This window comes from Stenotrophomonas sp. YJH_SMC_43 (assembly GCF_059372535.1).
The window spans coordinates 405,123-420,952 of the sequence record NZ_JCAFVQ010000003.1 but is presented as its reverse complement, the minus strand read 5'-3'; the positions used below and the strand labels follow the sequence as shown (position 1 = coordinate 420,952).

Genomic DNA, 15,830 nt, shown 5'->3' with positions numbered 1-15,830 from the left:
TGCTGTATGTCCCGTGCCGTTCCGCGCGCTTTCCGTCCGCGCCGCCTCACCGTTTCCGTGCTGCAGGCCCTGGCTGTCCCGTCCGTCATGCTGCTGAGTGCCAGCGTCGCCTGGGCCGGCTGTGACAGCGCCGCCCCCGTCGCCAGCCAGACGGTCACCTGCGATGCCAATGCGCCGAACCCGCAGACTGTTCCCATCACGGCCAATGGCGCGGCCGGCATCACCATCAATATCGCCAACACGGCACAACTGCAGCAGAGCGGTGGCAGCAGCGCGATTTCGCTTGTTGGTGCCGGTGGGCACCTGTTGTCCAACCTGGGCGCGATCAGTGCGGTGGGCGGAGTGGCGGTCCAGCTCGGTGGCGGCAGCCGTGTCGAAAATGCGGGCAGCATCAGCACCGGCAACAACACCGCCCTGCAGTTCGTCGGTGCGGGCGACAGCGCTCTGGTCAACCGCGGAACGATCAGTGGCCGCACGGGTGTGCAGTTCGGTGCGGGCAACGACCGTCTGGAGATGCAGGCAGGCAGCATCTCCGGTGGCGTCCAGCAGGGCGATGGCAATGATGTGCTGCTGCTGGGCGATGGCACGATCGACAGCGTCGACCAGGGCAGTGGCGATGACCAGATGACCGTCACCGGCGGCACCGTTACCGGCCTGGTAGCGCAGGGCAGTGGCCGCGATGATTTCGTCATGAGTGGCGGCACGATCGGCGCGCTGCAGCAGGGCGACAACATCGATAGCTTCCGCATGAGCGGTGGCCGCATCATCGGCGCGTTCGAGGATGGCGACCAGGCCTGGATGACCGGTGGCCGCATCGGCCGCGTCAACATGAAGCTGGACAAGAACCTGTGGGACCAGTCCGGCGGCACCGTGGATGGCAACGTGGTGACCGGCTTCGACACCGACACGATCATCATCTCGGGTACGGCCTACATCGGCGGCAACATCAGCGTCAGCGGTGGCAACGACAGCGTGACCATCACCGACGGCACCGTGCGTGGGCAGGTACTGCTCAGTACCGGCAATGACACCTTCAACTGGAAGGGTAGTGGCATCGTCTACGGCGCGATCGACATGGGCCCGGACAACGACGTGGCCAACCTCAGCAACCTCAACCAGGGCAACCTCGGTGCGGTGCCGCTGTTCGACGGTGGCGGTGGCATCGACCAGCTCAACCTGAGCAACGTCAAGACCACGGGCGTGGGCCGCTTCCAGAACTGGGAGGCGGTCAGCCTGGCCAACAGCACCGAGCTGAGCTTCGATGGTGATCTGGTGCTGGGCGACAACGGTAGCGGCACCGGCACGCTCACGGTGGATGACACCAGTACCGTCTACGCGGGCAGTGGGGGGCATGCCATCCGCCCATTCAACAGTGGTGCACTGGTGGAGATGGTCAATGCCGGGCGCATCGACCTGACCGGTACCGGCGCTGGCGACGTGTTCACCGTGCGTGGCAACTACCGCGGAGACGGTGGTGGCCTGTACCTGCGTACCGTGCTGGGCGCGGACAACTCCACCAGCGACCGTCTGGTGATCGACGGCGGTACTGCCACCGGGACCACCGGCATCGGCGTGCTCAATGCCGGCGGCAGCGGCGCTGCCACGCTGGCCGACGGCATCCTGGTGGTGCAGGCCTTGAATGGTGGCCGCACCGCGCCGGGCGCGTTCTCGCTGTTCGCACCGGTCGCGGCCGGTGCCTACGAGTATTTCCTGTTCAAGGGCGGTGTCAGTGCCGGTACCGGCGAGAACTGGTACCTGCGTTCGACGCTGGTGACCGGGCCGACGCCAGCACCCAACGGTGGCGGCAGCGTGACACCGCCACCGCTGACGCCTCCAGTGGCCCCACCGCCGCCGATCACCCCGGCACCGCCGCCGCCGCCCGAAGGCGCCAGCGATCCGGATCTGACCGCGGGCGAGACCGCGCCGCCACCACCGCCACCGGAACCCGCGCCGGTGGCGCCACCCAGCGATCCGGCCGTGCCGGACGTGCCAGTGGCCGGCGGTGCGCTGCCCGGAACCGGTGCGCCGCCGACGCCGGGTGCACGCCCCGCCGAGGGCGCAGTGGTGCCGCTGTACCGCGTGGAGGCTGCCACCTATGCCGTGGTGCCGCCGCTCCTACGCGAGACCTCGCTGGCCAGCCTCGGCACCTTCCACGAGCGGCAGGGCGAGCAGCGCCTGCTGTACAACCAGGGCGCATTCCGCACCGCCTGGGGCCGCTTGGTAGGTCAGAGCAGCGAGATCCATTGGAAGGGTGATGCGCAGCCGGGCTTCGATGGCGATGTGATGGGCCTGCAGGCCGGTCTCGACGTATGGGCCGCTGCCTCCGACAACCATCGCAACCAGATCGGTGTGTTCGTCGGCCGCACCCGCGCGCAGGGCAAGACCACCGGCCTGGCACTGGGCTGGGAGAACGTACAGGTGGGCCAGAACCGCCTGGACGACAAGCACGTGGGCCTGTACTGGACGTTCACCGACAGCAGTGGTAGCTATATCGACGCCGTAGCGATGCAGAGCCGCTACGACGGCCGCGTGCGTTCCTCGCGCGGGCTTGGCTTCGGCTTGAGCGGTGATGGCACCAGCGTGTCTGTGGAGGCCGGCAAGCCGCTGCTGCGGTTTGGGCAGTCGGCGTGGTGGTTGGAGCCACAGGTACAGGTGATCTGGCAGCGCACCTCGCTGGACGACCGCCGCGATGAGGTATCGAGCGTGCGCTTCGACAACGACAACGCCTGGACCGGCCGCATCGGCCTGCGTCTGGCCGGCGACTACCAGCTGGCCGACAACGGCTGGCAGCCGTATTTCAAGCTCAATTACTGGCATGGCCGCTCCGGCGAGGACCGCATCCGCTTCGACGACGACACGATCATCAATTCGCAGCGCTCACGCGCGCTCGAAGCCGGTGTGGGCGTGGTCGGGCGCTTCAACCGCACCATCAGTGCGTACGCGGTGGCCGACTACACGCGCGAGCTGGGCGGTGACCGCAACGAGAAGCGCCGCATCATCGAAGGCAACATCGGCCTGCGCGCGGACTGGTAGCGCCGGGCCATGCCCGGCGGCATGACCCGCTCTGGTGGGTGTCGACCTTGGTCGACACGAACCCTGCCGCCGTCATGACTCTGTAGAGCCGAGCCATGCTCGGCTCTGGTAGGTGTCGACCTTGGTCGACACGAATCCATCGGTGCCATTACCCCGCGCATGCACCCGGCGCCACCAGCGCGCTGGCATGATCGGCCAACACCACCACCGCGTGCAGCAGGCCTTCCTCCACCTGCGGCGGACACTGCGCCTGCGCGTCGTCCGTCTCGCGCGCCGACTGTGCAGCCAGCAGTACCCCACCGCACGCAGACAATGCTGCCAAGCAGCGCGTCGCCTCCGCCAGTTCCCGGCCACGCACATCGCTGAGCTGCCGTTCGCGCCAGACCTGACCATCGGCGGCGTGGCTTTGCGCGATGCCGTGCAACCGGGCGAAGAAGGCCGGCGGCGGAGCGTGTTCATGGGCTTCTGTGAGCGCATCTTCCAACGCTTCGGCTGCGGCATTGGAGAGCTGCAGGCCGGGCATTGCGGCACCGAGCAGTACATGCAGACGTGGATAGGTGGGATAGAGCGTGGTCATGGCAGCAACCTCACAAGGCTGGGCCACCTGCAGGGATGCAAGGTGGCGGGCGGTGCGGGTTGGCGTGCCGGTGAAGCTACCCAAAGGAAACGAAGCCGGCGGATCCGAAGGATCCCCACACACCGCCCGCCGTAGAACGACGGACGGTGCATTATTCGAGCCCGCGACATGGTCGCAAGCCCGACTTCAGGTAGCTTCATTCAGGACGCCAATCCCGGCCAGCGCAGGAGGCGCCGACGGAGGCAACCTTCTCGCGTTCTACGTGGCGATGACATGGGCAAAGTTGCAATTTGCTGATCGCGTGCAAGCTGTCTTGCTGCAATCCGCGGCGGAGCCAGATGCGACAGTCCGCGCATGGCGGAAGCCATCACCTGCGGGCTATGCTGCGCGCCTGACTCAACGACAAGGAAACGTCACATGCAGGTTCGCAAGGGAGTGCGTCGTACTGCTGCGCTGGTGATCGCGCTGGTGGCTGCCAACGCCATGGCCGATACGCCCAAGGCAATCGAAGTGCCCTCGCCGGAGGCGGAGGCCGAGATCCTCAACCTGCTTGAACGGCAGGCGCTGTATCGCGACCGGGTGGACTGGCCTGCCACCCGCACACGACTGCAATCGGTGCAGGGCGAGCCCGTGAAGCGGCTGGCGTTGCTGCGCGAAGCCATTGCGGTCAGCACGGGCAATCATGGCGTATGGACGACGACCCAGCGCCAGAGCGAATCCCTTGCGCGCGCGCAGCAGGTCGGCGCCGCCGCCGTGGAAAGGGCCAAGGCCGCCGATGCGGTGGATGCGCGCATCGGCTGGTTAGTCATCGAGGGATATGCCTCCACGCCCGGCGCGACGCCACAGGAAGCGTTCCGCCAGAACATCCAGCGCGCCGCGCGGTGGCAGCAGGTCATCCGCAGCAAGGACGACGGCATGCGCTGTGGCTGGATCGTCGACCTGCGTGACAACAGCGGTGGCAACATGTGGCCGATGCTGCTGGGCATGGCACCGCTGCTGCGCACCTCGGTGGTGAACAACGAAGATGTGGGGTCGTTCGAAACCGCACAGGGGCCGGAGCGCTGGACGTTGACCGCGACCGCCGTGCAGCGTGCAGGCAAGCCGGTGCTGGACTTCGGCCAGACCGGCTATGTGCTGCGGCAGCCTGGCGCGCCGGTGGCGGTGCTGTTCGGACCGCGTACCGGCAGTTCGGGCGAGGCCTCGGCACTGGCGTGGCGTGGCCGCGCGCAGACGCGCAGCTTCGGCCAGCCGACGGCAGGGGTCTCGACTGGCAACAACGTGCGCACACTGGCCGATGGCAGCCGCCTGTTGTTGACCACCACCGTGATGCGCGACCGCAATGATCGTGGTGATGGGTTGAAGATCGAGCCCGACCAGCGCATCGAGGGTGATGCCGCCACTTTGGCCGCCGCCCAACGCTGGCTGCTGGCCCAGCCCGCCTGCCAGGCGCGCTGACCCATGATCCTGATCGGCCAGCAGGAACGGGTGCTGATCGTCGGCCCAACCGAAACCCACCACTGCCTGCGCTGCCAGACGGAAAGTGAGTTCGCGCCGCAGCTGCGCTACAAGATGGCGCGCATCGACCTGCTGTTTGGCCTCACCTACCATCGCCGCTACGAGCTGGCCTGCAGCTGGTGCGGGCACGGCTGGGTGCTGGACACCGACACCATGGACCAGCAGCTGGGTGGGGTGCCGATCCCGTGGCGGCACCGCTTCGGCCTGCCGCTAATGCTGGTGGAGGTGGCCGGTCTGGCGGCGTTGGGCTGGCTGTGCCGGCATGGATTCCTCGGTTGAGGAGCGGGCCTGTTAAAGTCTGCCCTGCAATCACGTACCGGAACCGACCATGGACCACGACACCGCGTTCGAACCCCTCAACGACCTCGAGGAGCGCCTGCTGCAGGCACAGGACGGCACGCTGACCGCGTCGCAGTTCCTCGACGGCCTGCTGACCTCGACGGCGTTCGTGCTGCTGGACAAGGCCATTGGCGAAGATGGCGCCTGGGACGAGAGCATCTCGCCGCTGGTGCTGACCAGCGAAAGCGGCGAACCGATGTTCGCGGTGTTCACCGCCCCCGAGCGCGCGGGCCTGTGGCACGAGCAGCTGCCGCAGTTTGCGCATGCCATGCCGATCGCGGTGCACGCGCTGCTGGCCGGTATCGGCGACGGCGTCGGCCTGGTGCTGAACCCGGGCCTGGACGTGGGCATGGAGATGATTCCCGATGCCGTGGCCCAGCTGAAGCAGCGTGCGGCGGCGATCACCCGCGGCATGGCGCACTGAGGAGTCTATGGACCCGCTTTGACAGGGGCAGTGCACAAGCCATGTTGGTGTGCTTGCTTGTGATTCAGTACCACGATCCTTGAGAAATCGATGCCTGAAGACCTGTAAAACCCGGGCGCGACGCGCCGAAACTGGTCGCTGAACGTGGGGAGCATGTGGTCTGGAACATCCGGTATGACAAGGATGAGCTCAATTTCCTTGTTAGACCAACCATGCTCCTTGAAACTGGTTGGAAGAGCTGCCTGAACGCTAGCATGCCTGCCAGTGGCACCCAAGGTCCAGATCAAGAGTGAGTGCTGGAACTTCTCAAGAACTTCCGACCAGAAGATATCTGTTTCGCGCGGAATGGAGCTCTTTGCCTCCACTAGTGAAAATTTCTTTTTCTTACCTAGATCGAGCTGAACAATGAATTCGACGCGCTTGATGTTGGCTCCCAATGTCGTGGCGCTTGGGCAGGTTTCTATCGGATAAATATCCTCGTCAGGAAACGGGCCAAATGTCATGCCGGATTCGATTATTGTAATGCTCATTTTCTAAGTAACTCCAGCTCTTCCTGGAAAAGTCGCACGGATTCTTCGACAATCGGCGTTGCTGGCATGCCGTCTTCGAGGGATTGCTGTGTCCATTCGTTGCTTTCATTTGGGCTGAGAAGTGGGATCTGCATGCCCTCTTGGCGCGCGATTAGGTGCAGCTTTTTGATTACGAAATATGAGTGTGTTGCGATGAAGAATTGGATTCCCTGCTTGGCGAGAATAAGGATGATATCCATCAGTTGAGTGATGGCTGTTGGATGAAGTGCGGATTCAGGCTCATCAATAAAAATTATTGATGATGGAGATAGGTATTTGTTTCTCAGTAATGTGGTCAATATTGATATCTTCTTGACCCCTTCCGCGGTTATGTTTATCGAGAATCGACTGTTTCCTTTTCTGTAAATCCACCCTTCGCCATCCTGGGTAGGTTCAACCGTCCCTTGAAACATCTTTTCTAGCATGCTTGTGGACTTTGTGAATGATTCCATCGGGCGTCCACGTGGGATTGCGCCCTGTAGTGCAATTACGAGGTCTGAGTAGGTTGCGTCAAAGCCAAAGGTCTTATCTTGGATTGTCGACTTTACGATAACCTTGTTGAGGCCCAGAACTTCCTTTGGGGGGAGGAAGATTGAATTGGCCTCGCGCTTTTGAAGGTTGTTGTGATGGACAGCGACCTTGAGCGTTGTATCTTGGCCAAAGCCGAAGGCAAGGGCACTGTTGTCGTTCAGGGCGAGTGAGCCGCTAAAACGTCTTTGTGCTCCTCTCGTAACGAGATCTCCGAGTTTCTCGGTTTGGTAGGTCCAGTAGAGCTTCTGTCCGAGCACATCTGAGAATTCTCTAGGCTCATCTCCTCGGCCTGCTTCCTCGTGTGCACGAATTGCAGCGTAAAGTGCTTTGAGGAGGAATGTTTTCCCCGAGCTATTTGCGCCAATGATCAGGTTGATTTTCTGAAGGTTTTTTCCTTGGATTGCATCGATGGGTCCAAGGTTTTTGAATTCAAACTGGTTGAGCATGGCAATGCCTCATGTATCGCTGCATTCTATGATGACGGAAGGGAATTGTGTTCTAATCGGGATTAGTCAGATGGATCAGCGCGCGGCCGCAATCGCCTTCACCCGCGCCCTCGCCAGCGCCTTGCCAACGGTGGGGCCCTTCAGGTGGGTCAGGTCCAGATCCCGCGCCTGCACTGACAGCGCCGCCTGGTGCAGGCGCTTGAGCGTTTCGCCCTGCGGGTAGTCGGCGTCCTCGAAGCCGAGCCGGCCGCGCTTGTCGGCCTCGCAGCACAGTGCGATGCGGGCCACGCGCTCCGGCCGACGCAACGCATCACAGCGGCCCAGTAGTTCCAGCACGGTGGCATCGCGCAGTTCGTCGATGCGGTGCACGTTCAAGTGCTCGCGGCACACCGCTTCGGCCAGCTGCTGGTATTCGGTGGGAATCTTCAACCGCGCACACAGTGCCTTCAACGGTTTGATGCCGCGCTGCTCGTGCATGATGTGGCGCGGCCATTCCTCCGGCGGGGTCAGGCCCTTGCCGAGATCGTGGGTGAGGGCAGCGAAGCCGACCAGGTCATCGCCGGGGGCGAGCTTCGCGGCCATGTCGCTGACCATTTCCTGGTGGATGCCGCTGTCGACTTCCGGGTGGAATTCAGCACGCTGCGGTACGCCGTACAGTGCTTCCAGTTCGGGCAGGATCGGGCCCAGTGCCTGCGCATCGTGCAGCGTGCGCAGGAAGGCGGAGGGCCGTTCACTGACCAGCGCCTTGCGCAGTTCCTGCCAGACGCGTTCCGGCACCAGCGCGTCCAGTTCACCGCTGGCGGCGACCTCGCGCATCAGTGCCATGGTCTCTTCGGCGACGCTGAAGCCCAGTGGTGCAAAACGGGCCATGAAGCGCGCCGCGCGCAGCACGCGCAGCGGATCCTCGACGAAGGCCGGCCCGACATGGCGCAGCACGCGCTGTTCCAGGTCACGGACACCGCCATAGGGATCGACCAGAGTGCCGGTGTCTTCGTCGCAGGCAATCGCATTGATGGTGAAGTCGCGGCGCTGCAGGTCTTCTTCCAGCGTCACCGCCGGATCGGCATCGACCACGAAGCCGCGATAGCCGCGGCCGGATTTGCGCTCGGTGCGCGCCAGCGCGTATTCCTCACCGGTCTTCGGATGCAGGAACACCGGGAAATCGCGGCCGACTGCGGTGTAGCCCTGCGCTTCCATCTGCGCAGGCGTGGCGCCGACCACCACCCAGTCGCGGTCGCCGGCAGAGCGCTGCAGCAGGCGGTCGCGCACGGCGCCGCCGACAAGATAGATCTTCATGGGGGGATGATCGCATGGCCGGCGCAGATGTTCCGGCACGACCGATGCTGAGGCCTCACGGCAGGCCGCGCCACTCCGGCACGAACAGGCCGGCCAGGAACCATAGGCCGTAGACGATCCACAGGCAGAGGACGTACAGCTTGATCTGGTCTTCGTCCCACAGGCTGCCCCAGCTGTCGACGAAGGCCAGCGACTTCCAGCCTTCCATCCAGGCCGCGCCACCCCAGCGCAGTACCCAGGTGGCGAACAGGCTCCAGGCGGCGAATATCCCGATCCAGGCCAACAGGCTCATTGCGTTCCCCTCCCCGGGGCGATCGTGTAGAGCCGAGCCCATGCTCGGCTCATCGTGTGGCAACGCGACCGGAACGAACCGCAGCCGAGCATGGGCTCGGCTCTACAGATGCAGTGCGATCAATCGCCGCCCTGGTCGGCGTTGGCCGCGCAGCTGAAGCTCTTGCGCTTGTCCACCAGACGGCCCATCAGGCGGTCACTCAGCGGTAGCGCATCGCCATTGAGGCGCCAGTCGTAGATCACGCTGAAGGCCAGCACGCGGGCGACGTACTCGCGGGTTTCCTTGTAGCTGATGGTCTCGATCCACAGGTCCGGATCAAAGCCCGGGCGCTGGCCCTGCCAACGTGCGGTCGGGGTCGGGCCGGCGTTGTACGCGGCGATGGTCACGTACGGCAGGCCGTCGTACTTGTTCATCAGCTGGCGCAGGTAGGCGGTGCCGATGGCAATGTTGGTGTCCGGGTCGTACAGGCTGTCGGCGCCGCCGTAGCCGGTCAGGCCGATCGACTTGGCCACGCCGGCACCGGTGGCCGGCAGCACCTGCATCAGGCCCATGGCGTTGGCAGGCGAGCGCGCACGCGGGGTGAAGGTGCTCTCGGCGCGGATTTCCGCAGCCACCCAGGCCGGGTCGATGGCATTGCGTGCCGACTCGCGGCGGATGGTGGCGTCGTGGTGCAGCGGGAAGCGCAGGTCGTACAGGCGCTGCTCCTGCGGCTGCTTGCCGAGCGCGAACACCGCACGATCGAACCAGCCGTTGTCCTGCGCCACGCGTACCGCCAGGCGGCGCTGGGTGTCATCGAAGCGCGACAGCGCGCTGTTCCATTCGGCCACGGCCCAGCCGGCGCGGTCGATCTGGTACAGCGCCATCGCGCGCTGGATGGCCGGATCGCGCGCGACCACTGCCTGTGCCTGCGCGCTGTCATTCGGCTTCCACGGGCACAGCGTGTAGCCCTGCTGCAGCTTGTCGGCGGCCAGGAAACCGTGGAAGGTGGGGGCACGCGCCGCATCGCGGAACAACGGTTGCGCCTGCTGGGCCTGCCCGGTCTTCTCCAGCATGCGGCCTTCGAAGTAGCGCCAGCGCGGGTCACTGCGCTGCTTGCTGGCCATCTTGCGGATCGCGGTCAGCGCCGCCGGCCAGTCACCGCGCGACATCGCTTCGCGCACGCGCCATTCGTGCAGGCGTTCGTCATACGCCGATTCCGGCACCGCGTTGAGGCGGCGCGCCGAATCGGGCAGGTAGGAAGCCACCGTCCACAGTGCGATCTGGTACAGCACCTGGCCCTGCTGCTCGGCACTCAGGCCCAGCGCCTGGGCATACTGCGGCAGCTGCTGTTCGGTGGCGGCCGGGTCGGCCTTGGCCAGCTTGGCCAGGCCATCGGTGGCGATGCGCCGGCTGCGTTCGTTGCGTGGCCAGTTCAGTGCGCTGGCATTGGGCTTGTCGACAAACGCGGCGTAGGTGTTCGCCAGCGCCAGGTCGGTGGCAGGCAGGCCACGTGCGGCGCTGCGCATCACGGCCGGCTGCTGGGCGTCGGCGGCGGCATCGATGCGTTCCCAGCGCAGGGCGTCGCTCAGGCCACCCTGCGCCTGCAGCACGGCGAAAACGGCATCACAGCTGTCCGGCAGCGACTTGCCGTTCTTGCGCCACAGATCCTGCGCCTCGCTGATCCACTGCGGATCGACCTTGCCCGTCACCTGGCGCGCGGTCAGCTGCGCACAGCGCAGGCCGGCGTTGTCGGTGGGTACCCAGTTGGCGAGCAGGGTGGGCCAGTCCTGGCGGCGTGCGACCGAGGGCAGCCACACGCTGCGGAACGTGCTGGCCACGGCCTGGCCGTCATAGCGCTTGAGGAAGGCCTGTGCCTGCGCGGTATCGACGGTGTCGATGTTGCGGCGCAGGTTGGCGTACTCCAGCCATCCGTAAGCCGGATGGCGGCTGAGTGCAGCGGCCTGGCCGGGATCGAACTGGCCGCGTTCGGCGGCAGCGATCGCAGCCTTCAGCTGCGCGTTCTGGGCGTCGAGGGACTGGGCGTTGGCGCAGCCGATCAGCAGCGTGGTGGCCAAGGGCAGCAGGGACAGGGCAGTTGAAGTGCGTCGGGTCATGGCGACCAGCATAGCGGGCGATGGCTGAATTCAGTTTCGCATTGCGTGCACGCCGAGCGTCGGCAACGACAGCTGAATGACCCCGCGCAGGCCACTGCCGCAGCGGATGGGAGGCGTCGTAACGTCGGCCTTGGGCGAACGGCCCGGCTGCAGGGAGCGGCACATGGCGTTCAGTAGCGCAGGAAGAAGCGGCCCGCTGGCGGACATCAATGTCACGCCACTGGTGGATGTGATGCTGGTGCTGTTGATCATCTTCATCGTGACCGCGCCGATCGTGGCCCGGCCGATTGCAGTGCAATTGCCGCAGGCCACCGATCGGGTGGTCGACCGTCCCGAACCGCCACCGCCGATCGAGCTGCGCCTGGACGCTGCCAACCAGCTCAGCTGGAATGGCCAGCCGATGGCGATGGGCGAACTGCAGGCGCGCCTGCAGGCACAGGCGGGCGAACATGCCGGCAACCTGCCGGAGCTGCGCATCGCCACCGATCCGGCCGCCGAGTACGAAGGCATGGCGCGGATATTGGCGGCGGCCGAGGCGACCGGCATGGAGCGGATTGCTTTCGTGCGGTGAGATGGGTGGGGCGCTGTTGGGGGGCGGTGTGCCTCAACAGCGTCCACCTTTAGTCAGTATTGCTGGCAATAGACTGTGCGGCCGTCCCAGCTGCAGGAAATTCGACTGCTGGACCCGCGTTGGACCGGCACACCATACATCTGAGCAGAGCGGGCCCATTTATCGACATCGCCGTCGTGGCGGAAGTAATACTGTCCAGCGTAAGAAGGAGCCGTGACAGGATCTGCAATGGTCTCATCTGGGACTTTGTTTCCAGTGCCGTCCCGGCTCTCACCTTTCTGGTATTTGGCCTCTGCTACGTTATCAGGGGTGATTCGATAGAGAGTTTTTGATCCGTCTCTCCAAGTAATTACTATATTGACTGATCCGCCCCCTTTTATGCTTGCCCAGTTGAGCGAAAATTGCTGTATGGAAAGCGCGAAGCTGTTCCACGCTGGGTTGCTTGTATTGGCTCCTGCGATTTCTAGGGCCAAATACTGGCCTAGTCGCGTCCTCATGGTCGCAGAGCTGACGATCTCGAACGCGTCGGACGATTTGTACGACTCTGGAAATCGCATCCCATTGGAATTCCCCGGATTGTCGGGGTGGAGGGGAACCATTGCGCCTCCCCCCGCATTTGGAAAAGCGCGGCTCGGCTGATCACTAACGCCAGATACACTTTCCACAATCCGGAGAAATGCCATTTGGATCTGGCTGGGTACAGGGGTCGGAAGGGCTCTCCATTTTCTCATTTCCCGGTCATATTCAACATCGAATGCGGTCAGTTGTGCTTTTTCGAAGTCAATTATCACTGTGAGGCCAGATCCAGACTGTAGAGCGACGGATTTGGGCGATACGCAATTGTTGCACTCGATGAGGCCGCCTGCTTCGGATTCACCTGCAAATGAAAAGAAGACAAGTGCGATGATCGCTGCTTGCAGTCTGGCAGTAGTTGCTTTCACGATTGAACCTCGCTTTGAGCGTCGGAGGTCTGAGTCTCTGCCGGATTCGTGGTTCAAGCTGGCAAAATTCTGGAATTTAAAATAATTCCTAGATACTGAACTAATTGCGGATGCCGACGGTTCATTCGTCAGGATTGCGTGAAAAGGTGTCGCCGGTCACGCCGCGATTTTTACCACTTGTTTACAAAGGAGACGGCGCCGCCATGCAGGGAGGGAGTGCGGCAGCCTATGTCCCGACATTCCTTTGGAGAGAGAGCGAATGAATCACCTGCACCACCGCCCTTTGGCGGTTGCCGTCGCGCTGTGCGTGATGACCCTGGCACCGTTGGGTGCCGCTGCACAATCCACCACCAACCTGGATGCGGTGGAAGTCACCGGTACCCGCATCAAGCGCGCTGAGGTGGAAGGCCAGGTGCCGATCCAGACGCTGACGCGCGGCGATATCGAACGCACCGGCCTGACCTCGATCGGCGAAGTGCTGCAGCAGCTCACCGGTTCCGGTTCGGCGCTCAACGCCAAGTTCAACTCGTCCGGCAACTTCGGCTTCCCGCCCGATGGCAGTGGTGTAGGTGCCGGTTCGGCGCAGGTGGACCTGCGCCACCTGGGCGCCAAGCGCGTGCTGGTGCTGGTCGACGGCATCCGCTGGGTCAATGAGTCATCCGCATCCGGCGTCGGCTCGGCCACCGATCTCAATACCATTCCGCTGGCCATCGTCGAGCGCATCGAAGTGCTGGAAGATGGCGCGTCGTCGCTGTACGGTTCCGACGCCATTGCCGGCGTGGTCAACATCATCACCCGCCGTGACTTCGATGGCGGCCAGGTGACCCTGAATTATGGCGAGTACAGCAAGGGCGATGGCACGCAGAAGGGCGTGGACCTGGCCTGGGGCAAGAGCGGCGACCGCTTCAGCCTGTTCCTGGGCGCCAGCTGGACCAAGCAGGATCCGGTGTTTGCCAAGGACCGCGAGCAGTCGCGCTTCCCGATTCCCGGCACCGGGCTGGCGTTCGGCAGCGGTGGCATTCCGCAGGGTCGTTTCATGTTCACCGACCCGAACACCGGCGCGGTGCAGAACATCGTGCCCAATACCGGCGTGAGCAACCCGCGCTACGACGGCAGCGCCGGCTGCGCGCGCACCGATGACTATCACTGCTTCACCAGCGCCGACCGGTTCAATTTCGCCGAGTACAACATGGTGCTGACGCCCTCGGAGCGTAAGGGCCTGTTCGGTCAGTTCCGCTTCGACATCACCGACAACGTGCAGTGGTACGTCAAGGCACTGGGCAACCGTCGTGAGTCGACCAACCAGGCCGGCCCGGAGCCGCTGTTCTTCGGCCCCGATGGCGCCACCGGCAATCCGCTGGCCGACAACATCACCGTGTCCGCGCTCAATCCGTACAACCCGTTCGGCTTCGACCTGGTCTCGGGTGACAACCTGAGCCTGATCGGCCGCCGCCCGGTGGAAGGCGGCGCGCGCGTGTTCAAGCAGGAAGTGGACACCACCTATTTCGCCACCGGCTTCGTCGGCAACTTCCAGGCGGCTGACCGCAGCTGGTACTGGGACGTCAACGGCATGTACAGCAAGAACAAGGCCGAACAGACCAACTACGGCAGCTACAACATCTACAACGTCAACATGGCGTTGGGCGATCCGTCGGTCTGTGCGGCGACGCCGGGCTGCGTGCCGCTGAACATCTTCGGCGGTGTCGGTTCGATCACCCCGGACATGCTGAAGTGGATCCAGCCGGTGGTGCGTGACCGCAGCCAGAACGAACTGAGCCTGTTCACCGCCAACCTGTCCAGCGACCTGTTCACGCTGCCGGCCGGCCCGGTGTCGTTCGCTACCGGCTTCGAGTATCGCAAGTACGAGGGTTCGTACCAGCCCGATCCGCTGACGGTGGCCGGCCACTACAACGGCGTGCCGTCGCAGCCGACCTCGGGCTCCTATGACGTCAACGAGGCGTATCTGGAGTTGAGCGTGCCGATCTTCGCCGATTCGACCTTCGGCAAGAAGCTGGACCTGAGCCTGGCCGGGCGCTACTCGGACTACTCCACCTTCGGTGGTGAATTCACGCCCAAGTACGGCCTGCGCTGGCAGGTGACCGATGACTTCGTGCTGCGCACGACCTATGCCGAAGGCTTCCGTGCACCATCGATCGGTGAGCTGTACGGCTCGGCCGCGCGTGCCGACCTGCAGCTGTTCGATCCGTGCTCGGTGGGCCTGGGCGGTACGCCGCCGCGTGGCAGCGCGGCCAACTGTGCTGCGCTGGGCGTACCGGCCGGGTTCCAGCAGGCCAACTCGCAGATCTCGGTGACCACTGGCGGCAACCGCGAGCTGGATCCGGAACGCTCGCGCAGCTTCAGCGCAGGCTTCGTGTGGAGCCCATGGTTTGGCAGCAACAGTTCGTGGTCGGAACGCTTCGATGTGGAAGTGACCTTCTACCGCCATGCCATCGACGGCGCGATCCAGGCAATCAACGCGCAGACCCAGCTGGACCTGTGCGTGGACACGCTGGACCCGATCTACTGCAACGGCATCACCCGTGCCAGCACCGGCGCGGTCAGCAGCTTCAACAACCGGCTGACCAATCTGGGTTCGATCAAGACCGATGGCTGGGATGTGGATCTGTTCTGGACGTTGCCGCAGAGCTCGATCGGTCAGTTCAAGCTGGGCTGGAAGAACACCTTCGTGGGTCGCTACGAAGCCACCGGTGCGGCGGGCCAGAAGCAGCCGCAGAAGCCGGGCGTGGAAGTGGCCGACAGCTCGATTCCGGAATGGACCAGCAATGCCAGCATCGGCTGGACGCTGGATCGCTGGAGCGCCAACTGGACCGTGCGGCATATCTCCGAACTGACCGAGAACTGCGGTGACGCTTCCGTGTTCCCGGTCTGCAGCAACCAGGCTGCGGGCACCAATACGCTGTCGGCCACCACCTTCCATGACATGCAGGTGGGCTACAAGATCGACTGGATGAAGGGGCTGCAGCTGACGGCCGGCCTGAACAACGTGTTCGACAAGGATCCGCCGATCTGCCTGTCGTGCTCGTTGAACGGTTACGACGCTTCGACCTATGACATCCCGCGTGGCCGCTACTGGTACCTGCGCGCGGACCTGCGCTTCTGATGTAACGGTGGCAGTGCCGGTCAGTTCCGGCGCTGCCTTGCTGGTGTAGAGCCGAGCCCACGCTCGGCTCAGAGAATCAGCC

13 protein-coding genes are annotated in these 15,830 nt (G+C 64.0%); 6 read left to right on the top strand and 7 right to left on the bottom strand.

Annotation, left to right across the window (positions count from 1 at the left end):
- Positions 1–6: 6 nt before the first annotated feature.
- Positions 7–3,033 carry an autotransporter family protein gene (locus AC5QAH_RS14080; protein WP_478414650.1) on the top strand — a complete coding sequence of 1,009 codons (3,027 nt, stop codon included), beginning with the start codon at positions 7–9 and terminating at the stop codon, positions 3,031–3,033.
- A 148-nt stretch (positions 3,034–3,181) separates the two neighbouring features.
- On the opposite strand, the gene AC5QAH_RS14075 is transcribed toward AC5QAH_RS14080, so the two are convergent.
- Complete coding sequence (locus tag AC5QAH_RS14075) at positions 3,182–3,610, bottom strand: hypothetical protein (RefSeq protein ID WP_019338418.1); 429 nt, start codon at positions 3,608–3,610, stop codon at positions 3,182–3,184.
- A gap of 417 nt (positions 3,611–4,027) precedes the next feature.
- Here AC5QAH_RS14075 and AC5QAH_RS14070 point away from each other — a divergent pair, with 417 nt between their 5' ends.
- The 3 genes from AC5QAH_RS14070 to AC5QAH_RS14060 are packed head-to-tail and all read left to right on the top strand — an operon-like array spanning position 4,028 to position 5,888.
- Positions 4,028–5,065 (top strand): S41 family peptidase, encoded by a 1,038-nt coding sequence (locus AC5QAH_RS14070; protein ID WP_329766308.1) that lies wholly within the window; start codon positions 4,028–4,030, stop codon positions 5,063–5,065.
- Between the two features lie 3 nt (positions 5,066–5,068).
- Positions 5,069–5,404 (top strand): hypothetical protein, encoded by a 336-nt coding sequence (locus tag AC5QAH_RS14065; protein WP_414610375.1) that lies wholly within the window; start codon positions 5,069–5,071, stop codon positions 5,402–5,404.
- A 49-nt stretch (positions 5,405–5,453) separates the two neighbouring features.
- Positions 5,454–5,888: an SseB family protein gene (locus AC5QAH_RS14060; protein ID WP_329766306.1), complete on the top strand. Its 435-nt coding sequence runs from the start codon at positions 5,454–5,456 to the stop codon at positions 5,886–5,888.
- 5 nt (positions 5,889–5,893) lie between these two features.
- Here the strand turns inward: AC5QAH_RS14060 and AC5QAH_RS14055 are convergent, their stop codons facing one another.
- The 5 genes from AC5QAH_RS14055 to AC5QAH_RS14035 all read right to left on the bottom strand — a co-directional run bounded on the left by AC5QAH_RS14055 (position 5,894) and on the right by AC5QAH_RS14035 (position 11,127).
- Positions 5,894–6,418, bottom strand: coding sequence for a hypothetical protein (locus AC5QAH_RS14055; RefSeq protein WP_329766305.1), 525 nt, complete (start codon positions 6,416–6,418; stop codon positions 5,894–5,896).
- On the bottom strand, positions 6,415–7,434 hold the full coding sequence (locus AC5QAH_RS14050; RefSeq protein WP_329766304.1) for an ATP-binding protein: 1,020 nt from the start codon (positions 7,432–7,434) through the stop codon (positions 6,415–6,417). The genes AC5QAH_RS14055 and AC5QAH_RS14050 overlap by 4 nt, the downstream gene beginning before the upstream one ends.
- Positions 7,435–7,509: 75 nt before the next feature.
- Entirely contained in the window at positions 7,510–8,730 is a 1,221-nt protein-coding gene (locus AC5QAH_RS14045) for a multifunctional CCA addition/repair protein (RefSeq protein ID WP_329766303.1), read from the bottom strand.
- A 55-nt stretch (positions 8,731–8,785) separates the two neighbouring features.
- Positions 8,786–9,022, bottom strand: a complete 237-nt coding sequence (locus tag AC5QAH_RS14040; RefSeq protein WP_329766302.1) for a hypothetical protein — start codon at positions 9,020–9,022, stop codon at positions 8,786–8,788.
- Between the two features lie 119 nt (positions 9,023–9,141).
- The gene (locus AC5QAH_RS14035; protein ID WP_197646546.1) at positions 9,142–11,127 is read right to left on the bottom strand and encodes a transglycosylase SLT domain-containing protein; all 1,986 of its coding nucleotides are present in this window, start codon (positions 11,125–11,127) and stop codon (positions 9,142–9,144) included.
- 151 nt (positions 11,128–11,278) lie between these two features.
- On the opposite strand from AC5QAH_RS14035, the gene AC5QAH_RS14030 reads away from it, so the two are divergent.
- Entirely contained in the window at positions 11,279–11,686 is a 408-nt protein-coding gene (locus AC5QAH_RS14030) for an ExbD/TolR family protein (RefSeq protein ID WP_414610374.1), read from the top strand.
- 53 nt (positions 11,687–11,739) lie between these two features.
- Here the strand turns inward: AC5QAH_RS14030 and AC5QAH_RS14025 are convergent, their stop codons facing one another.
- Complete coding sequence (locus AC5QAH_RS14025) at positions 11,740–12,627, bottom strand: hypothetical protein (protein ID WP_152906406.1); 888 nt, start codon at positions 12,625–12,627, stop codon at positions 11,740–11,742.
- 259 nt (positions 12,628–12,886) lie between these two features.
- Between AC5QAH_RS14025 and AC5QAH_RS14020 the strand changes: the two genes are divergently transcribed.
- On the top strand, positions 12,887–15,748 hold the full coding sequence (locus tag AC5QAH_RS14020) for a TonB-dependent receptor (RefSeq protein WP_010480916.1): 2,862 nt from the start codon (positions 12,887–12,889) through the stop codon (positions 15,746–15,748).
- The last annotated feature ends 82 nt before the right edge of the window (positions 15,749–15,830 follow it).